Origin of the sequence: [Clostridium] aminophilum (assembly GCF_900101295.1) — a bacterium.
In the GTDB taxonomy this organism is placed as follows: domain Bacteria; phylum Bacillota; class Clostridia; order Lachnospirales; family Lachnospiraceae; genus Clostridium_R; species Clostridium_R aminophilum_A.
Window position 1 is genome coordinate 33279 of the sequence record NZ_FOIL01000011.1, and the last position, 16053, is coordinate 49331.

Sequence of the window (16053 nt, forward strand, 5' to 3'; positions counted from 1 at the left end):
TCATTATCATCTTGTCAGACTGCCGGCTCTCAACACTCCGGCTCACGGAAGGAATCATCATGGCATTCACAGCATCCGGAAAACGAAAATCCTTATCCGGAAACCGAACTTCAAATCTGACGGAAGGCTCCCTGTGGAAGGGAATTCTGTTCTTCGGAATTCCGCTGATCGCCTCCAATCTACTTCAGATTCTCTTCAATATGTCCGATATCGCGGTGGTCGGCCGTTTCGCCGGCCCGACAGCGCTCGGAAGCGTCGGTTCCACCTCGACGCTGGTCGTCATGATCACGACGTTCATCATCGGAATCGGAAGCGGCATCAATGTGGTCACCGCCCATGCACTCGGAAAGCAGGATGACGACGAAGTCCGTCGGACCATCCAGACCTCCTTTCTTCTTTGCATCGTCATCGGTCTTCTGACGTTATGTGCCGGAGAGCTTTTGCAGGGTCTTATCCTGAAGCTTCTTCAGACGAAAGAGGAACTCCTTGACGGTTCGATGCTCTATCTCCGGATCTATTTTCTCGGAGCACCGGCGCTCGCCGTTTACAATTTCGGCAGCGCGGTGTACAGTGCTGCCGGAAACACCCGGCGTCCTCTGATGCTGCTGACCGCCTCCGGCATCCTGAACATCCTGCTCAATCTCTATTTCGTGATTGCCCTGAACATGGATGTAGCCGGCGTTGCACTGGCAAGTATCATTGCCCAGTACTGCTCCGCCGGCCTTATCGTGTTTTCTCTGATACGTGAAAAGACGGAAATCCGTCTGACACGGTCCGGTATGTCCTACGACAAACGTATTGCCTCGCGCATTCTTCCCATCAGTCTGGCGGCCGGACTCTCCAACGCCATCTTCCAGATTGCCAACCTGTTCGTTCAGTACGGCGTCAACACCTTTGACGCGGTTGTCGTGGCCGGCAATGCGGCAGCACAGAACGCGGATGCTCTCGACTATGATGTCATGGCAGCATTCTATACGGCCGGCAGCAGCTTTATCGGACAGAACTTTGGCGCCGGAAAAATGGACCGCGTCAAAAAGTCCTATATCATCAGCACTGCCTACGCGTTTGCCGTCGGCACCGCCATCGGTCTTCTCCTCTATGCCTTCGGAGAGCCGTTTCTTCACCTGTTTACAAAAGATGACGCCGTAGCGGAAGCCGGAATCTACCGGCTCTCCGTCATGGCGCTCTCCTATGGTTTTTCCGCATTCATGGATAACAGCATCGCGGCCTGCCGCGGGCTCGGAAAAAGTGCTGTCCCGACCGTCATCGTCCTTCTCGGGTCATGTGCCTTCCGGATTGTATGGATTTTTACCGTATTTGCGTATTTCCATACCATCACATCGCTCTATCTGCTCTACATTTTCTCGTGGACAGTGACCGGCGTTGCCGAAATGCTGTATTTCCGGCACGCCTACCGCATGGCGGCGCGTTCCTTCTCCCGGGAAAGAAACTAAGTTTTCCTCTTCTGCCGGTATTTCTCCGTTACATCCCAGCGCCTGCCCTCTCCAGAACGAACTCATCCTCAAAGAATTCGTCCAGACAGATCATGGTCAGCTCGCCGTCCTCCAGTGAGACACTGAAGGTCGAATCCCGGAGTCCCGACTTGTCAAAGTCCATCTCCAGAATATCTTCCTCAAGGGTATAATGGAACGAATAACTGTGCTCCGGCAGGATCAGTGCGCCGGTTCCGTTGGTGCTGAAACGGTATAAGGTATCGTCATCAATGCACCAGGTTCCCTGAATATCTTTCATCCTAAGGAATTCCGGTTCCACGATTTCCGGCTTCTGTACCGGCGGGATGAGAGACTGAGCCGGAACGACCTCCGGAACCGGCAGTGTTTCCGGCAAAGTTCCTGTCGGAACGCCCGCTGCTTCCGTCGGTGCCGTCTCTGCGCCATTCCTGTCATTTACTGCCCCGGTCTCTGCCTCCGGGTTCTCTGCGGACTGTTCCGCGTCATCTCCGACCTTTTCCTGATCATCTCCGGACTGTTCCGCGTCTTCTCCGGCCTTTTCCTGATCATCTCCGGACTGTTCCGCGTCTTCCCCGGCCTTTTCCTGATCATCTGCGGACTGTTCCGCGTCTTCCCCGGCCTTTTCCTGATCATCTGCAGACTGTTCCGCGTCTTCCCCGGCCTTTTTCTGGTCATCTCCGGACTGTTCCGCGTCTTCCCCGGCCTTTTTCTGGTCATCTCCGGACTGTTCCGCGCCTTCCCCGGTCTGTTCCTGATCATCTCCGTTTTTTCCCGCGTCACTCTGATCGGAATCGCCGGCTGCGGAACCATCGCTGTTCTCACCGGAACCGGTCTCTTCCGCTCCGCTGCCTCCCTCGCCGGAGGGCTCGGTCTCAGAATTTTCTCCGCTGTTGTTCGCCGGATTCGTTTTTTCTTCGCTCTCTCCGCCTTCCGATGCCGACGCCGTTTTTTTCTGGAAATACTCCTCAGAAGAAAGATCCGGTGATTCCGGACTCCCATTTTCCCCGCAGAGTTTCCCGTTCTGACCGGAAGCTCCGGCGCTGCCCTCATCAGCATAAGTCTTTGCCGGAATCTCGTCAGCATGTACGCTCCACGCGGCAGATGCGGCCAATAATCCTGCCAGCGCCATTATTTTTATGTTTTTTGTTGTTTTTCTTTTCATATCCTTTCCCCTCTGTTTCTGCCAGATGTCACATGAAAAAATTCATCCGATTACGGTTTTTCGTAAAATGTCGATCCAAGCGTTTCCGCTTTGACCTGCTTCCCGTTCCGATACCGGAGAAGAAGGGCTTCCTTCTGCTTTTCCAATTCCTTTTCCGCATCAAAACCGTTTTCCGGAATGTATACCAGTCCGATGGCGTATCTTGTCACCGCCGCAAGCATCAGATGAAGGATCGTGGAGAACATCTCTTCCTCCGGTTCATCCGTCCGTATCGTCCGATCACTCTCCGCTTTCCGGTACATGATATGAAACCGTTCTTTCAGTTCTTCGATCATATCCTGATACGGTTTCAGCATCTCCGGACTGATCTTTGCCGACCGAATATAAATATTGAAAAACTGGTTAAAACGAAGAAGATCCGGCCGGGAGCGGTACAGCTCGATAAAGCTTTCCAGAAAAAGCGAAAAGATCTCCTCCGCCGTCATCGCGGTCAGGTCCGGATGTGGCCTTTTCTCTCTGTTTTTCTGAATCACTCCGGACCATACCCAGGTCGCCACCGCGATGACAAAAACCGGTTTGCTCTTATAATAGCGGTATACGCTGGCAATCCCACAGCCGACCGCATTGGCCACGTCACGCATGGTCACGGATTCGATGTTCCGTTCCGTAAACAGTTCATATCCTTTTTGAAGAAGTTCGTTTCGTCTTGCCTCAATCTTCTTCTCTCCTCTGGATGATGTCCACATCTCCCGATTCTCTCTTTCCCAAAACACTCCTAATTTACCGAAACTTCTCCGTTTCCTCGTTTTCTGGCCTGACCGCACTGTCCTTTAAACCTGATACAGTCCCGATTCGGTGATTGTTCGGCACATATGATTATTCCATCTCTGCCGGGGTCTCTCCGTTTCCGTCCCAGGCGCCGTCATCCCCGACACTGTGTCCGTCCGGCGTCACCGCGGCATGAATCATTCTTCCCTGTGTCGCTCCCGGAATGACATCGAAATAGTACCACTTTCCGTCAATCTGCTTCCAGCCGGTCGCCATGCGGCCCCGCCATCCGTCTTTCTTCGTCATGAAATAGTACCGCTCACCGCCAAATTCAAACCAGCTGGTCCGCATGATGCCATTCTCATCGAAATCATACCAGTAGGTCAGTCCGTTGTAATTGAGGTTCAGCCATTCATCCCGGGCAAGTGTTCCATCCGACTTGGTATAAGTCCAGCTGTCAGACTGCTGATCCCAGTGGCCGCCCTCATCACTGACCGGAACGCCGGATTCTGCCTGATGATGTTCCGTGATCCGGTACTGCGTCAGAGGCATTTTACCTTCCAGTTCGGACCGGTATGATCCGTTGCTCTCATCGTCGCTATCGTCGTCGTCATCGTTGTCATCCCAGACAATCTGTTCATCACGTTTGTGCTTCCCGCTGCCGCCGTTGTCATCCTCGCCGCCGTTGTCGTTCTCGCCGCCGTGGTTGTCATCCTCGCCGCCGTGGTTGTCGTCCTCACCGCCGTGGTCATCCTCGCCGCCGTTGTCGTCCTCGCCGCCGTTGTCGTCCTCGCCGCCGTTGTGGTCGCCGTTTCCGGGTTCTCCGCTTCCCGGTTCGCCGGAATCATCGATCGCAGGATCCGGTTTTGTCTTCTTCGGAATTTTTTCTTCTTTGGTATGAGACGAATCATTCAGGCAGGTATAAAGGCGAATTCCCTCCTCCTCATACGTCGGTTCCTGAATCACCGTTCCCTCGTCCCACCGGTGTCCGGTCGCCGCAACGATGACCGCCGTTTTGTCGAGTTCCACCTGCCCTGCCGGATCCTCATAAATCTTCCCGCAGTGCTCGCATTCGTAGTACTGTTTATTTCCTTCGCTCTCGCATCCCGGATCGCACGCTTCCACTTTCGTCAGCGGAAGATGGTTGTGATCCATCACCTTCTCCCACTGCGCGTAGAGGTCCGTTTCGTCGTCAAATTCCGCTTCTTCCCCGTCCTCATACGAATCTCCGTTGCCATTCGCCTTCGTATTCCATCCGGTGAACCGGAAGCCTTCTCTGGAAAATGTATTCGCATTCAGCTTTGTCTCATCACCCGTGACCGCATTCTGATCATCCATTTTTCCGGTTCCGCCGTTCGCGTGGAAATGAATCACAATTCGGTCATGAATCGTAACGGAGACGTACTCCGGCTCGCTTTCGTTATTCTTTTCCGTGTCACACGCCTTATACCAGACATGGTAGGTTCCTGGGCCGGTTTTTGCCGGGATGGATGAGGTGTAAAGAGATGCGTCTGGTTCCGGATCATCTTCCCCGGTCACAGCGTAAAACATAGTGCCGTTTTCCGCCTCACCTGCGGTCACAAGTTCCTGAGCCTGTCCGTTATAAATCAGATTCTTTGCTGTGGGCGCTTCGGTAACCGCTGCTATACGCTTCGCCGTGAAAGTATAAGTAAATGTCTTCTCTCCCGTGATTTCCGCATCCGCCGGATCTGTATCCCACGATCCGTCCTCGAAACCCTCGGAGGCTTTCATGCCGGTAGGCACGCCGGCCGGCTTCGATCCGCTTTGTACGGTTTCTGTCCGATCCGCCGTACTGCCATCCGCCCAGGTTCCGCCCACAACCCTGTAGATCACGTCATAGGCCGGCACAACATATTCCGAAATCGTCAGTTCCTGATTGTCTGATGCACAAGTCGTATCGGTTTCCTTTAAGCGGACATAATAGGTTCCGGGAACAAGGCCTGTGATGTCCTCTCCTGTTCCGGCAGTCCAGCCTGTGGCATCGGCCTTCTTATATTCCATCGCAGTCGTTACGCCAATCAGTCTTCCATCGTTGTTGTCCGCCGTCGTGCAGTTGCCGGCCACAACGGTCGAAGGAGCAGCCGGTTTTGTCTTTTTCGGAATTTTTTCTTCTTTGGTATGAGAAGAATCATTCAGGCAGGTATAACGTCGAATTCCCTCCTCCTCATGCGTCGGTTCCTGAATCACCGTTCCCTCGTCCCACCGGTGTCCGGTCGCCGCAACGATGACCGCCGTTTTGTCGAGTTCCAGCTGTCCTTCCGGATCTTCATAAATCTTTCCGCAGTGTTCGCATACATAATACTGCTTGTTCCCTTCGCTCTCGCATCCCGGCTCCTGCGCTTCCACCTTTGTCAGAGGAAGATGGTTATGATCCATCACCTTCTCCCACTGCGCATACAGGTCCGTTTCTTCGGTAAATTCCGCTTCTCCCCCGTCCTCATACGAGTCTCCGTCGCCATTCGCCTTCGTATTCCATCCGGTGAACCGGAAGCCTTCTCTGGAAAATGTATTCGCATTCAGCTTTACCTCTTCCTCCGTGGTCACATTCTGGTCATCCATTTTCCCGGTTCCGCCGTTTGCGTGGAAATGAATCCGGATCCGGTCATAAATCGTAACAATGATAAGCTCCGGCTCACTTTCGATCTTCTTTTCCGTGTCAACCGCCTTATACCAGACATAGTAGCTTCCGGGCTCTGCCGCAGTCGGAATTTCTTTGCGGTACTGCAGCGTATCCGCATTCTCATCCTCATTTTCGTCGGCTACGGCTTTCTGCACCGCATAATACAGTTCCCCGTCCTTCACTTCGCCCGGGGTAATCAGAGCATGCTCTTCCCCGTCATACATCAGTTCCGAAATTCCCTCCGGATCCTTCGTGATCTTCGGACCTTCTTCTTCTTTGATCACCTCATAGGTTGCCGAAACCACGGAACTGTTATTACTTCCTTCCTTCACCGCAATCGCCCTGACGGTAGTGGTCTCCGAGATATGAATCGGTCCGGAATACTTTTCACTATCCACGGTCGGCTCACTGTCATCCAGAGTATAGTAGATATCTGCCCCTTTTGTCTCACTGGAGATCGCAACATCCACCGGTTCCGGAAAACTTCCACCCATCGGACTGAATTTCGGTGCAGAAACCGTCGCCACCGCGCCCACACGAACTTTCGTTTTTTTGGATGCCAGTGCCTTATCGGTCGCCATGTATCGCACATAATATGTGCCTTCGGCAAGACCGGTAATCTCATCTCCGGTGACGGGGGTCCAAATCTTGGCCCCTTCCAACTGATACTCCATCGCAGTCGTTACACCGGTTATTTTACCGTCCTTCTTACCCTTCGCAGAACATTTCTGCTCCTCCAGGTTTTTCGGGGCGTCCGGTTCTTCCAGTCGTTCACGGTACTCGATAACGGCTTCACTCGTCTCGTAGGACGCGCTTCCTGTCAGATAACTGGACGGTCTTGCTTCCACCATGAGTCTGTGTCCGACCATCTCCTCCGTAACAACCAGCTCTTCATCCCGCACTCCTTTGGGAACTTCCGTCCGGGTACCATCGTCCCCGATCACATACCATTTAAAATTTACCAGTGCCGTGGTCAGCACTAAGTCGTCCGGATCCACGCCTTTCGCAATCAGCTTATCTCCGACCATGATCGGTCCGTTTCCACTTTCGTATATATCATCTCCCACCTCCTTGTTGATTGCAATCCGATCAATCGGTGTGGAGACACAGACTGTCCAATACACATAAAGATTTTTTTTCTTGACTTTAGCCTTAAGTTCAAATTTACCGGGTGAATTTGGTTTCACCTGTACATCCGCCCAATATACGTTGGAATTCTTTTTTTTGTAATCCGGTTCCGAGATCGTTGCTTTCGTCTTACTGCTTGGCGTAAAAACTGTTTTGCAATCTGACTGATACAGCGGCTTGCCGCTATACCCGGTCAGTTTTACAACAAATGTGGTTTTCTTGCCTTTCGGAATGACTACCTGATGTTTGTCATTCCCTTTTATTGGCATTGGCATTTTAATCGAAATTTTCGAAACCCCTGTTCCGGCATACACCGGCTGTGCCACTGCAAGCGACAATCCAAGGGATAAAGCCGTCACAATGGCGGCCGCCTTTTTTATTCTTTGTGCCAGATTTTTCCATATTGATCGTTTCATCCTGATTCTCCCTCTTATTTCTCTGATGTATACCGGTAACAGCAGACATCTCCTTTGTCACTCTATCTTTCCGACCCGATACGACTACTATCAGGTGTTTATTCGATACATATACTATCAGAATGCACATCAGGCTTCAATCATAACAATGCAAATTGTAACGAAATGCATAAAATTGGCAACAAAGTAAAACACGCTTCGCGAGTTTCGAACGTTTCGCGGCAATCGCCAAGGCCTCATGCAAGCATAGGCTTTGGCTCGTTGCTCGCGTAAAAGAACAAAGTCCGCGGGGCGTTTTGTTTCATAGGGAATTTCGGAGAAATTTCCTATGAAACAAAAAGGTCTGCAGGGCTGCTTTTCGCAGCTCTACAGACCTTAAACAGATTCCAACAGTTCCACAGACCTTCTCTGTATGATATTCTATTATTATTGTCTTCCTGACATTCCAACCATCGTCTCCAGATTCTGAAGTCCGCACGGCATCTGACCCCCAATGACGTTCCTGGCGATCCTCACTCAGCCGTCATTTTGGGAAAAACATCTCTCAGCCCATCCGCTGACGCACGATCTCAAATGCGAGAATACCGGCCGCAACCGATGCGTTCAGGGAGTCGATATCCCCCTTCATCGGAATGGATGCAACCAGATCGCATTTCTCCTTCACCAGACGGCTGACGCCGTCTCCCTCGTTACCGATCACCAGACCGATGGGGCCTTTCAGGTTCTGCTTATAGACCGGCGTATCGCCCATATCGGCACAGGCAAACCACAGACCTTCCTTCTTCAGTTCCTCGATGGTCTGGCCCAGATTCGTCACCCGGGCGACCGGCGTATAATTCAGCGCGCCGGCGGAGGACTTTGCCACCGTCGCCGTCAGACCGCAGGCTCTGTGTTTGGTGATAATCACACCGTGCGCACCGGCCTGATTCGCCGTACGGATGATCGCCCCGAGATTGTGCGGATCTTCAATTCCGTCCAGAAGGATCAGGAACGGATCCTCTCCCTTTTCCTTTGCCTTGGCCAGCATATCCGACACCTCGGAATAGGCATACGCCGCAGCATAGGCGATGACGCCCTGATGGTGTCCGGTCTCGGAGAGCTCGTCCAGGCGCTCGCGGCTGACAAAGTTCAGAATCGTTTCCGGATTCTTCTTCGCCTCCCGGACGATGGTCTGGACCGGACCATCCTTGCAGGCATCCTGTACAAAAAGCTTTTCGATGGTTTTGCCGGAACGGAATGCTTCTAAGACGGCATTTCTTCCCTCGATATGGGTAGAAGCGATGAACTCATCGTCCTCCGCCTTCTCCGAAGCCGTCGCGCCGTACTCATCTTGAACCCGGGATGCCCGTTTTTCGTCCAGACGGTAGGTCGCATACTTTCCGCCCAAGCCTTTTCGCTCGCTCTTTTCGAAAGGTTTTCTGCGGTCTCCGCTCTTTTCTCTCCCCGTATATCCCTGCCCCGTGGTCTGTTTTCCGAAGGCACCCGGCTTCCGGTCAGACACCCGATCGGACATCCTGCGCTCGGAACTTCCCCGTCCGTTTCGCCCGGAGCCGCCCACGGTATCCTCTGCTCTCTCCGGCCGGGAAATGGTGCCGAGCGGTCGGAGTTCCTTTCCCCCGTTCCATCTTCCGCCGAATCTGTTTTTCTCTTTCTCGCTCATTCATTCTCCTTCAGTTCCCCGATCGCCTTCAAACCGAACGCGATCAGTTCGATCATGCGGCTGTAATGGCCGGTCATATAGAGCCAGCCCATCAGCGCTTCAAATCCGGTTGCGGTCCGGTAATCCGTCATCGTGGCATTCTTCGCTTTGGTATAAGACTTGGAATTTCTTCCGAGCTTATAGGCGCGGATCTCCTCCGCCGTCAGGATGTCCGCGTCATTCATGGCGTGGTACATCGCCGCCTGTGCCCCCGCCCTGACCAGAGAAGTGGTATGCTTGTGCATTTTTTCCACCTGCATGTTTCCCTGATCCATCACATAGGTCCGGATCACCATCTCATACGCTGCATCGCCGATGTAGGCAAGCTGAAGACCGGAGTACTCTCCGGTCTCATGTCCTTTGATCCGGAATGCTGTCCGGAAGTTTTCGAGGATCGTCTTCAGGCTCTCTTCCATTTTACGCCCTCTCTGGTGTCTTCCAGAATAATCCCTTTTTCCAGCAGTTCGTTGCGGATCCGGTCAGCCTCGGCAAAATTCTTTGCTTTTCTCGCATCCTGACGCGCCTGAATCATCGCCTCGATATCGCTGTCCAGCATCTCCTTTTTTGTCTCGGTGATGATACCCAGAACACCGCAGAGTTTTTCCATAACGTCAAATACGGTCTTTGCATATTCCTTTGTGGAATCCGCCTTTACTGTGGAGTTGGAGAAACGAACCAGCTCAAATACCGCCGATACCGCATCCGCGGTATTAAAATCATCATCCATCGCCGACTCAAACTTTGCGATGTAATCCTTCAAAAGAGCCGCATTCTTTGTCTCCTCTTCCGTCATTGCGCCCTCTGCACCATTTTCCATCACCGTTCTCTGGTTCTCGGACGCGGTGCGGATACGCTCCAGAGAAGTCTTGGCAGACTCCATCATGTCAGCGCTGAAGTTCAGCGGGCTGCGGTACTGCGCGCTCAGCATGAACAGGCGGAGAACCTGAAGATCATAATGCTCGCTGATCTCGCGGACGGTACGGAAGTTACCGAGAGACTTGGACATCTTGGTTCCGTCGATATTCAGGAATGCGTTGTGCATCCAGTATTTGGCAAACGGCTCGCCGTTCGCGCACTCACTCTGCGCGATCTCATTTTCATGGTGCGGGAACACGAGATCTTCGCCGCCCGCATGAATGTCAATGGTGGTTCCAAGATATTTTTTGGACATCACCGAGCACTCGATGTGCCAGCCCGGTCTTCCCTCGCACCACGGGGATACCCAGAACGGCTCGCCCTCTTTCTTCGGTTTCCAGAGAACGAAATCATTCGGATCTTCCTTCTGGTCCTCACCGCTGACTTTCAGTGTTCTCTCGGTAAATGCGGACTCCAGATCATCCATATTCTTATGGGAAAGCTTTCCGTAATTCGGGTCGCTCTTCACACGGAAATAGACCGTTCCGTCCTTTGCGACATAGGCATGTCCCTTGTCGATCAGCGTCTGAACCATCTCGATCATGCCGTCGATCTCTTCTGTCGCCTTCGGATTCTTCGTCGCCGGCATGATATTCATCCCCTTCATGTCGGTCAGGCACTCTCTGATAAAGCGCTCGGAGATAACGGAAGACTCCACGCCCTCTTCGTTGGCCGCCTTGATAATCTTGTCATCCACATCCGTAAAATTCGATACGTAATTGACTTTATATCCCTTGTACTCAAAATACCGGCGCACGGTGTCAAACACGATCATCGGGCGCGCATTTCCGATATGAATAAAGTTATAAACCGTCGGACCGCAGACATACATGCTGACCTGTCCGTCCTGAAGCGGCTTGAACTCTTCTTTTGTTCTGCTGAGTGTGTTGAAGATTTTCATCGAACTTTCCCCTTTTCCATTCTTTCACGATCTTATGTTCACGATCTTACTCTATTCTGTCTTTCCCGGCATAAGACGCTCTTCGCAGGTCGGCTCACCATCCGGGCAAATGTCCCCTGTGCCGGCATGGACATTGACTCCCTGCCCGCATAAACGAGTCGTAACACGCTTCACAAGTTTCGAGCGTTTCACGTCAGTCGCCAGGGCCTCACGCAAGCGTGAGCTTTGGCTCTTTGCTCGCCTAAACAAAAGGAAGACAGAACGCTATAGTCTGTCCTCCATTCTATCACAAAACAATATTCTGTGCCACCGCAACTCACAGATGCATCACTCCGGCTGATTTTTCAGGCATCCCGCGCATCCGGCGCATCGGCCGCCCGCACATCCGCCATTTGGCATTGTCTGATCGTAGTAGATGAAATTGTCCACCGTCGAAAGAAGCGCTACCGCCTGTGCGGAAATGCCCTCGCCCCGCCCGGTAAATCCGAGATGCTCTTCCGTCGTCGCCTTCACGCTGACCTGATCGACATCCAGCCCGAGCGCATCGGCGATATTCTGCGCCATCTTCGGCCGGTAATCCGCGAGTTTCGGCTTCTGTGCAATGATCGTCGAATCAATATTCTCAATGATATAATTGTGCTCTTCCAGAATCTTTCCGACTTCCCGCAGAAGCATCATGCTGTCCGCGCCCTCATACCTCGGATCGGTATCCGGAAAATGCTGTCCGATGTCACCGAGCGCCGCCGCGCCGAGAAGCGCATCCATGATGGCATGGAGCAGAACGTCCGCGTCGGAGTGGCCGAGAAGTCCCTTTTCATACGGGATTTTTACCCCTCCGAGAATCAGTTCCCGTCCCTCCGTCAGTTTGTGTACATCGTAACCCTGTCCTATCCTCATCTGTTTCTTTCTTACCTTTCCCAAATAAAAATCAGATAATCATCCGAATCTTTCCCTTTACACAGGAAACCTGAATATCCGTCATCGCGTTTCCGCTGCTCTCGCCGTCCGCATGGACAAGAAACGGAATCTCGGTGTGAATCTTCGCCTCCTTGCAGGAATACGTCCGGAGTCCGCGGATCTTCCTTCGTCCGCCCGCCGCGCACCGCATCGCATTCATCAGTTCCGTCCGGCTGCTGTTCGAATAGACGCAGATCGAGAGTTCCCCGTTGCCGCGCCCCGCATCCCGTCCGATCTTCATACCGCCGCATTCATACGGAAGAAGCATGGCGCTCACAAAATAAATGTTGTTGAACTCCACTCGCCGCTCTCCGTTGAGGACAATATAGCCTTTGCTCGGAACCGCCGACCGGCAGCTGTGATACCGCGCAAAAAAACGGGAAAGCCGATCCAGCCGCAGTTTTCCGAAGAGAATTTTCAGCATCATGGAATCTTCCCGGTGGCAGATATCCGCATCGAGTCCGATCCCGCTGCTGACGATAAAACGCCGGTGGCAGGCTTCTCCGTCCGCTCCGTCCACTGTCATAATGCCGTAATCAAGGTTGCGGTACTTCTTCGCCCGCAGAATTCTGCGGATGCGGGAATTCACGCTCCGCGACAGGCGAAGACTCCGGGCAAGATCATTGCCCACTCCCACGGGAACATAGCCAACGGTGACCGGTGCATCCGTGTCCATCCCGTTCAGGACTTCACTGAATGTCCCGTCTCCGCCGACAATGACCATCACATGTTCGTCTGCTGTTTCCGTCTCATCTGTGGATTCTTCTTCCGACGTGCTTTCATATTGTTTGCGGAGGGATTCCGTGATCGCCGCAGCGTACTCTCCCGCCTGCTCCGGCCCCTCCGTCAGATATGCCTCATATTCGATGTGCTTTCGGGCGATGATACGCTCGATTGTCTGCCAGACTTTCAAGCCTCTTCCGCTTCCTGAATTGGGATTGACGATAAAATAGTACATCTCCGCCTCCGTCAACAAGCGATTTCCGATACCGGCCGTTCCAGACTCTGCCGATACCCGTGATCGTTTTTCGTCTTCTCGATTAGTAATCAGTATAGCATATCGCCTGTGACGAATGGATAAAAAAAATATAAACAATGGCGCCCCTGCGGAAGTCCCGTCTCTGTCCGACGAACGGTCCGCGCGGCGGCGCCATAAAGCAACTTTTTTCTTATGTTTCCTCTGATGTTTTTCTGATGTTTTTCTTATGTTTTTACGCTTTTCCGGCGCTGTTTCCTGCGTTTTTCCGGTGCTGTTTCCTGCGCCTTTTCCGGTGCTTTTACGCCATTTCTTATACAAGACGGAAACCGAGCACACTTGCGGTCATCATGATCACACCGGCGAGAAGAACTCCCAGCATAACCGCCGCAACGGTCTCCCGAAACTTCATATCCAGAATGCTGGCCGCCAGTGTCCCGGTCCATGCCCCGGTTCCCGGGAGCGGAATTCCGACAAAAAGGAGAAGCGCAAGAAAGGTTCCGCGTCCAGCCTTCGCCGTCAGCCTTTTTCCCGCCTTTTCTCCACGGTCCAGAATCCACTCAAACATATTCCCGACGACCGGCCAGTTTTTCCCGGCCACCAGAACTTTTCTGGCAAACAGATGGATAAACGGAACCGGAAGCATATTGCCCACGATGCAGATCAGATACGACGGGATCAGCGGAAGTCCCAGATATTGTGAAAATGGAATTGCGCCTCGCAGCTCAACCATCGGAACCATGGAAACCAAAAATATCTTCAAAAAATCCATCTTTTCACCTCATGACAAGCCTGTCTTACAGCTTCCGCCCAATCATCCTCACGCTCCGTGTTGTTTCGGCCGTCAGCCCCGGAGCATGCTCCGCGCACTTCAAACGTTTCGCAGCCGCCGGCGGGCCTGTTACTTCAACGAGACGAAACACGTTTCGCGGTTTTCGACCGTTTCGCGGCAGTCGCCAAGGCCTCGTGCAAGCACAGGCTTTGGCTCGTTGCTCGCGTAAAAAACTCCGGAAACATCGCTGCTTCCGGAGTCGGTTATCATAGCGAGAGGGGGACTTGAACCCTCGACACCGCGGGTATGAACCGCGTGCTCTAGCCAGCTGAGCTACCTCGCCATATTAAGAAAAAATCATCGGTTCAGACGATCAGGTCTGAACCGATTGGATGGGGCGTATAGGGCTCGAACCTATGACCCCCTGCTTGTAAGGCAGATGCTCTCCCAGCTGAGCTAACACCCCACATCCTTTTGTGTCGCTCACGCGACTCCATCATAATAGCAGACCTGGGGTGATATGTCAACATTATTTTTCGATTTTTTCGAATTGTTTTTAAAACTCCCTTGAAGACACGAATTCGGGCAGAAAGAACGCGGAACGCGGCGGTCGCCGCCGGCCATCGCTGCTGCCCCCAGAATGCCCTCTTCCGCTCAGCAGCGCGCATCCCCGCAGAGCGGTTTTGTTGCACAGGAATTCCGAAGAAATTTCCTGCGCAACAAAAAAACCGGAAGCATCTCTGCTTCCGGAATCGATCATAGCGAGAGGGGGACTTGAACCCTCGACACCACGGGTATGAACCGTGTGCTCTAGCCAGCTGAGCTACCTCGCCATATTTAAGATTCGGTTCAGGCTTTCACCTGAACCGATCGGATGGGGCGTATAGGGCTCGAACCTATGACCCCCTGCTTGTAAGGCAGATGCTCTCCCAGCTGAGCTAACACCCCACATCCTTGCTGTCGCTCACGCGACTTTGATAGTTTATCAAATCATGTTTCATTTGTCAACGATTTATTCTGAATTTTTTATTTTTTTTATTTTCCCTTCACATTATTCCATCCACAATTTACCGTTCAACATTTTCACGTTTCCTGCGTGTGCTTCCCACAATTCCGCTCTGGTATAAGTATTTTTTCATGTTATACTCTATTTGTGGATTATTTCATTCCATTCACACTGTATTTTCTGCACATTTCGGTCTGTTTTCGCCCAATCCGAACGGGTAAGGAACACCGCCTCTTTGGATTTCGCGAACACGGTCCGAATCCATCAAACAGAGGAGGCGTCTTATGCTGCACGAAGTCAATTTCCCGTCATTCAATGAAAGAGATACCGTATACGGATGGATCTACGTCCCGGCTGCCGAGCCCAAGGGCATTGTACAGCTGATCCATGGTTTCGGGGAACACTCCCGCCGGTATCTTCATATGATTTCAACGTTTGTCGAAGAAGGTTATATCGTGGCCGCCGACGATCATGTCGGCCATGGAAAGACCGCGCTGGAGAACAACACCTGGGGCGACTGGGGTGACAAAGGATTCCATACGATGATGGAGGATGAACACCGGCTCCATGACCTGACGGTCAAAATGTACCCGGACCTGCCGTATTTCCTCTTCGGTCACAGCATGGGATCCTTCATCGTCCGCGATTACATCACAAAATACGGCGATGAGCTTGCAGGTGTAACCATCTGCGGAACCCTCGGCGTATGGCCGAACCTGAAAGAGAATCTGGATTATCTCCAGAAACTGATGGATGACGGAAAGGGAAAAGAGGCGGATCCGCTGGTTCCGGCAAAAATGATGGGCTGGATGTTCCGCCGATGCCCGGAAGGCGCCTCCATCGGCAATGAATGGATCTGCGCGGATCCGTTCGTTCAGAAGGATCACGCCGCCGACCCGTTTGACGCATTCAGCAGACCGTGTCTGAATCAGTCCTTCTATTACTTCGGTCAGATGATGGAATATATCACCGGCGAAGAATGGGCAAAGAAGGTTCCGGCCGGGCTTCCGATCTACAATATCGCGGGGGATCAGGATCCGGTCGGTCAGTTCGGAACCGGCGTCATGCAGACGACCAACTGGCTGATCGACACTGGACACGATGTGGAAACCATGCTCTATCCGGGCTATCGCCATGAGATTCACAATTACCGGGATCTCAAAGAGATCGTGGAAGACGGAATTCTGGATTTCATGGACGAGCATCTGACCAAAGAAGAAGAGTGAACTTGATAAAATCT

Annotated in this window: 11 protein-coding genes and 4 tRNA genes; 2 read left to right on the plus strand and 13 right to left on the minus strand. The window is 52.5% G+C overall.

All coding sequences use genetic code 11. The annotated features are described in order from the left end of the window. The first annotated feature begins 59 nt into the window (after positions 1-59). The gene (locus tag BMW41_RS04635) at positions 60-1454 is read left to right on the plus strand and encodes an MATE family efflux transporter (protein WP_074649065.1); all 1395 of its coding nucleotides are present in this window, start codon (positions 60-62) and stop codon (positions 1452-1454) included. 28 nt (positions 1455-1482) lie between these two features. On the opposite strand, the gene BMW41_RS04640 is transcribed toward BMW41_RS04635, so the two are convergent. The 13 genes from BMW41_RS04640 to BMW41_RS04710 all read right to left on the minus strand — a co-directional run bounded on the left by BMW41_RS04640 (position 1483) and on the right by BMW41_RS04710 (position 14755). Continuing rightward, complete coding sequence (locus BMW41_RS04640; protein WP_074649066.1) at positions 1483-2634, minus strand: DUF5640 domain-containing protein; 1152 nt, start codon at positions 2632-2634, stop codon at positions 1483-1485. A 50-nt stretch (positions 2635-2684) separates the two neighbouring features. Then, entirely contained in the window at positions 2685-3380 is a 696-nt protein-coding gene (locus BMW41_RS04645; RefSeq protein WP_074649067.1) for a TetR/AcrR family transcriptional regulator, read from the minus strand. Between the two features lie 130 nt (positions 3381-3510). Beyond that, on the minus strand, positions 3511-7167 hold the full coding sequence (locus BMW41_RS04650; RefSeq protein WP_177171163.1) for an InlB B-repeat-containing protein: 3657 nt from the start codon (positions 7165-7167) through the stop codon (positions 3511-3513). A 964-nt stretch (positions 7168-8131) separates the two neighbouring features. Then, positions 8132-8869, minus strand: a complete 738-nt coding sequence (gene rlmB / locus BMW41_RS04660) for a 23S rRNA (guanosine(2251)-2'-O)-methyltransferase RlmB (protein ID WP_074649083.1) — start codon at positions 8867-8869, stop codon at positions 8132-8134. 374 nt (positions 8870-9243) lie between these two features. Then, positions 9244-9702 (minus strand): Mini-ribonuclease 3, encoded by a 459-nt coding sequence (locus tag BMW41_RS04665; RefSeq protein ID WP_074649070.1) that lies wholly within the window; start codon positions 9700-9702, stop codon positions 9244-9246. Further along, positions 9687-11102: a cysteine--tRNA ligase gene (gene cysS, locus BMW41_RS04670; RefSeq protein WP_031473290.1), complete on the minus strand. Its 1416-nt coding sequence runs from the start codon at positions 11100-11102 to the stop codon at positions 9687-9689. The genes BMW41_RS04665 and cysS overlap by 16 nt, the downstream gene beginning before the upstream one ends. A gap of 327 nt (positions 11103-11429) precedes the next feature. After that, positions 11430-11999 carry a 2-C-methyl-D-erythritol 2,4-cyclodiphosphate synthase gene (gene ispF / locus BMW41_RS04675; protein WP_031473288.1) on the minus strand — a complete coding sequence of 190 codons (570 nt, stop codon included), beginning with the start codon at positions 11997-11999 and terminating at the stop codon, positions 11430-11432. Between the two features lie 31 nt (positions 12000-12030). After that, on the minus strand, positions 12031-13017 hold the full coding sequence (locus BMW41_RS04680; RefSeq protein ID WP_074649071.1) for a diacylglycerol/lipid kinase family protein: 987 nt from the start codon (positions 13015-13017) through the stop codon (positions 12031-12033). A 331-nt stretch (positions 13018-13348) separates the two neighbouring features. Then, positions 13349-13807 carry a COG2426 family protein gene (locus BMW41_RS04685; RefSeq protein WP_074649072.1) on the minus strand — a complete coding sequence of 153 codons (459 nt, stop codon included), beginning with the start codon at positions 13805-13807 and terminating at the stop codon, positions 13349-13351. A 269-nt stretch (positions 13808-14076) separates the two neighbouring features. Next, a tRNA-Met gene (locus BMW41_RS04690) sits at positions 14077-14150 on the minus strand. Between the two features lie 50 nt (positions 14151-14200). Beyond that, a tRNA-Val gene (locus tag BMW41_RS04695) sits at positions 14201-14273 on the minus strand. A 293-nt stretch (positions 14274-14566) separates the two neighbouring features. Next, positions 14567-14640, minus strand: a tRNA-Met gene (locus BMW41_RS04705). A gap of 42 nt (positions 14641-14682) precedes the next feature. Then, positions 14683-14755, minus strand: a tRNA-Val gene (locus BMW41_RS04710). 342 nt (positions 14756-15097) lie between these two features. On the opposite strand from BMW41_RS04710, the gene BMW41_RS04715 reads away from it, so the two are divergent. Next, the gene (locus BMW41_RS04715; RefSeq protein WP_074649074.1) at positions 15098-16039 is read left to right on the plus strand and encodes an alpha/beta fold hydrolase; all 942 of its coding nucleotides are present in this window, start codon (positions 15098-15100) and stop codon (positions 16037-16039) included. Positions 16040-16053 lie beyond the last annotated feature (14 nt).

What these genes read in the sequence shown, in the direction of transcription:
- BMW41_RS04715 (WP_074649074.1), top strand. Translation starts at nt 15,098, where the DNA reads ATGCTGCACGAAGTCAATTTCCCGTCATTCAATGAAAGAGATACCGTA.
- BMW41_RS04635 (WP_074649065.1), top strand. Translation starts at nt 60, where the DNA reads ATGGCATTCACAGCATCCGGAAAACGAAAATCCTTATCCGGAAACCGA.
- BMW41_RS04685 (WP_074649072.1), bottom strand. Translation starts at nt 13,807, where the DNA reads ATGGATTTTTTGAAGATATTTTTGGTTTCCATGGTTCCGATGGTTGAG.
- BMW41_RS04645 (WP_074649067.1), bottom strand. Translation starts at nt 3,380, where the DNA reads ATGTGGACATCATCCAGAGGAGAGAAGAAGATTGAGGCAAGACGAAAC.
- BMW41_RS04640 (WP_074649066.1), bottom strand. Translation starts at nt 2,634, where the DNA reads ATGAAAAGAAAAACAACAAAAAACATAAAAATAATGGCGCTGGCAGGA.
- BMW41_RS04680 (WP_074649071.1), bottom strand. Translation starts at nt 13,017, where the DNA reads ATGTACTATTTTATCGTCAATCCCAATTCAGGAAGCGGAAGAGGCTTG.
- BMW41_RS04665 (WP_074649070.1), bottom strand. Translation starts at nt 9,702, where the DNA reads ATGGAAGAGAGCCTGAAGACGATCCTCGAAAACTTCCGGACAGCATTC.
- cysS (WP_031473290.1), bottom strand. Translation starts at nt 11,102, where the DNA reads ATGAAAATCTTCAACACACTCAGCAGAACAAAAGAAGAGTTCAAGCCG.
- ispF (WP_031473288.1), bottom strand. Translation starts at nt 11,999, where the DNA reads ATGAGGATAGGACAGGGTTACGATGTACACAAACTGACGGAGGGACGG.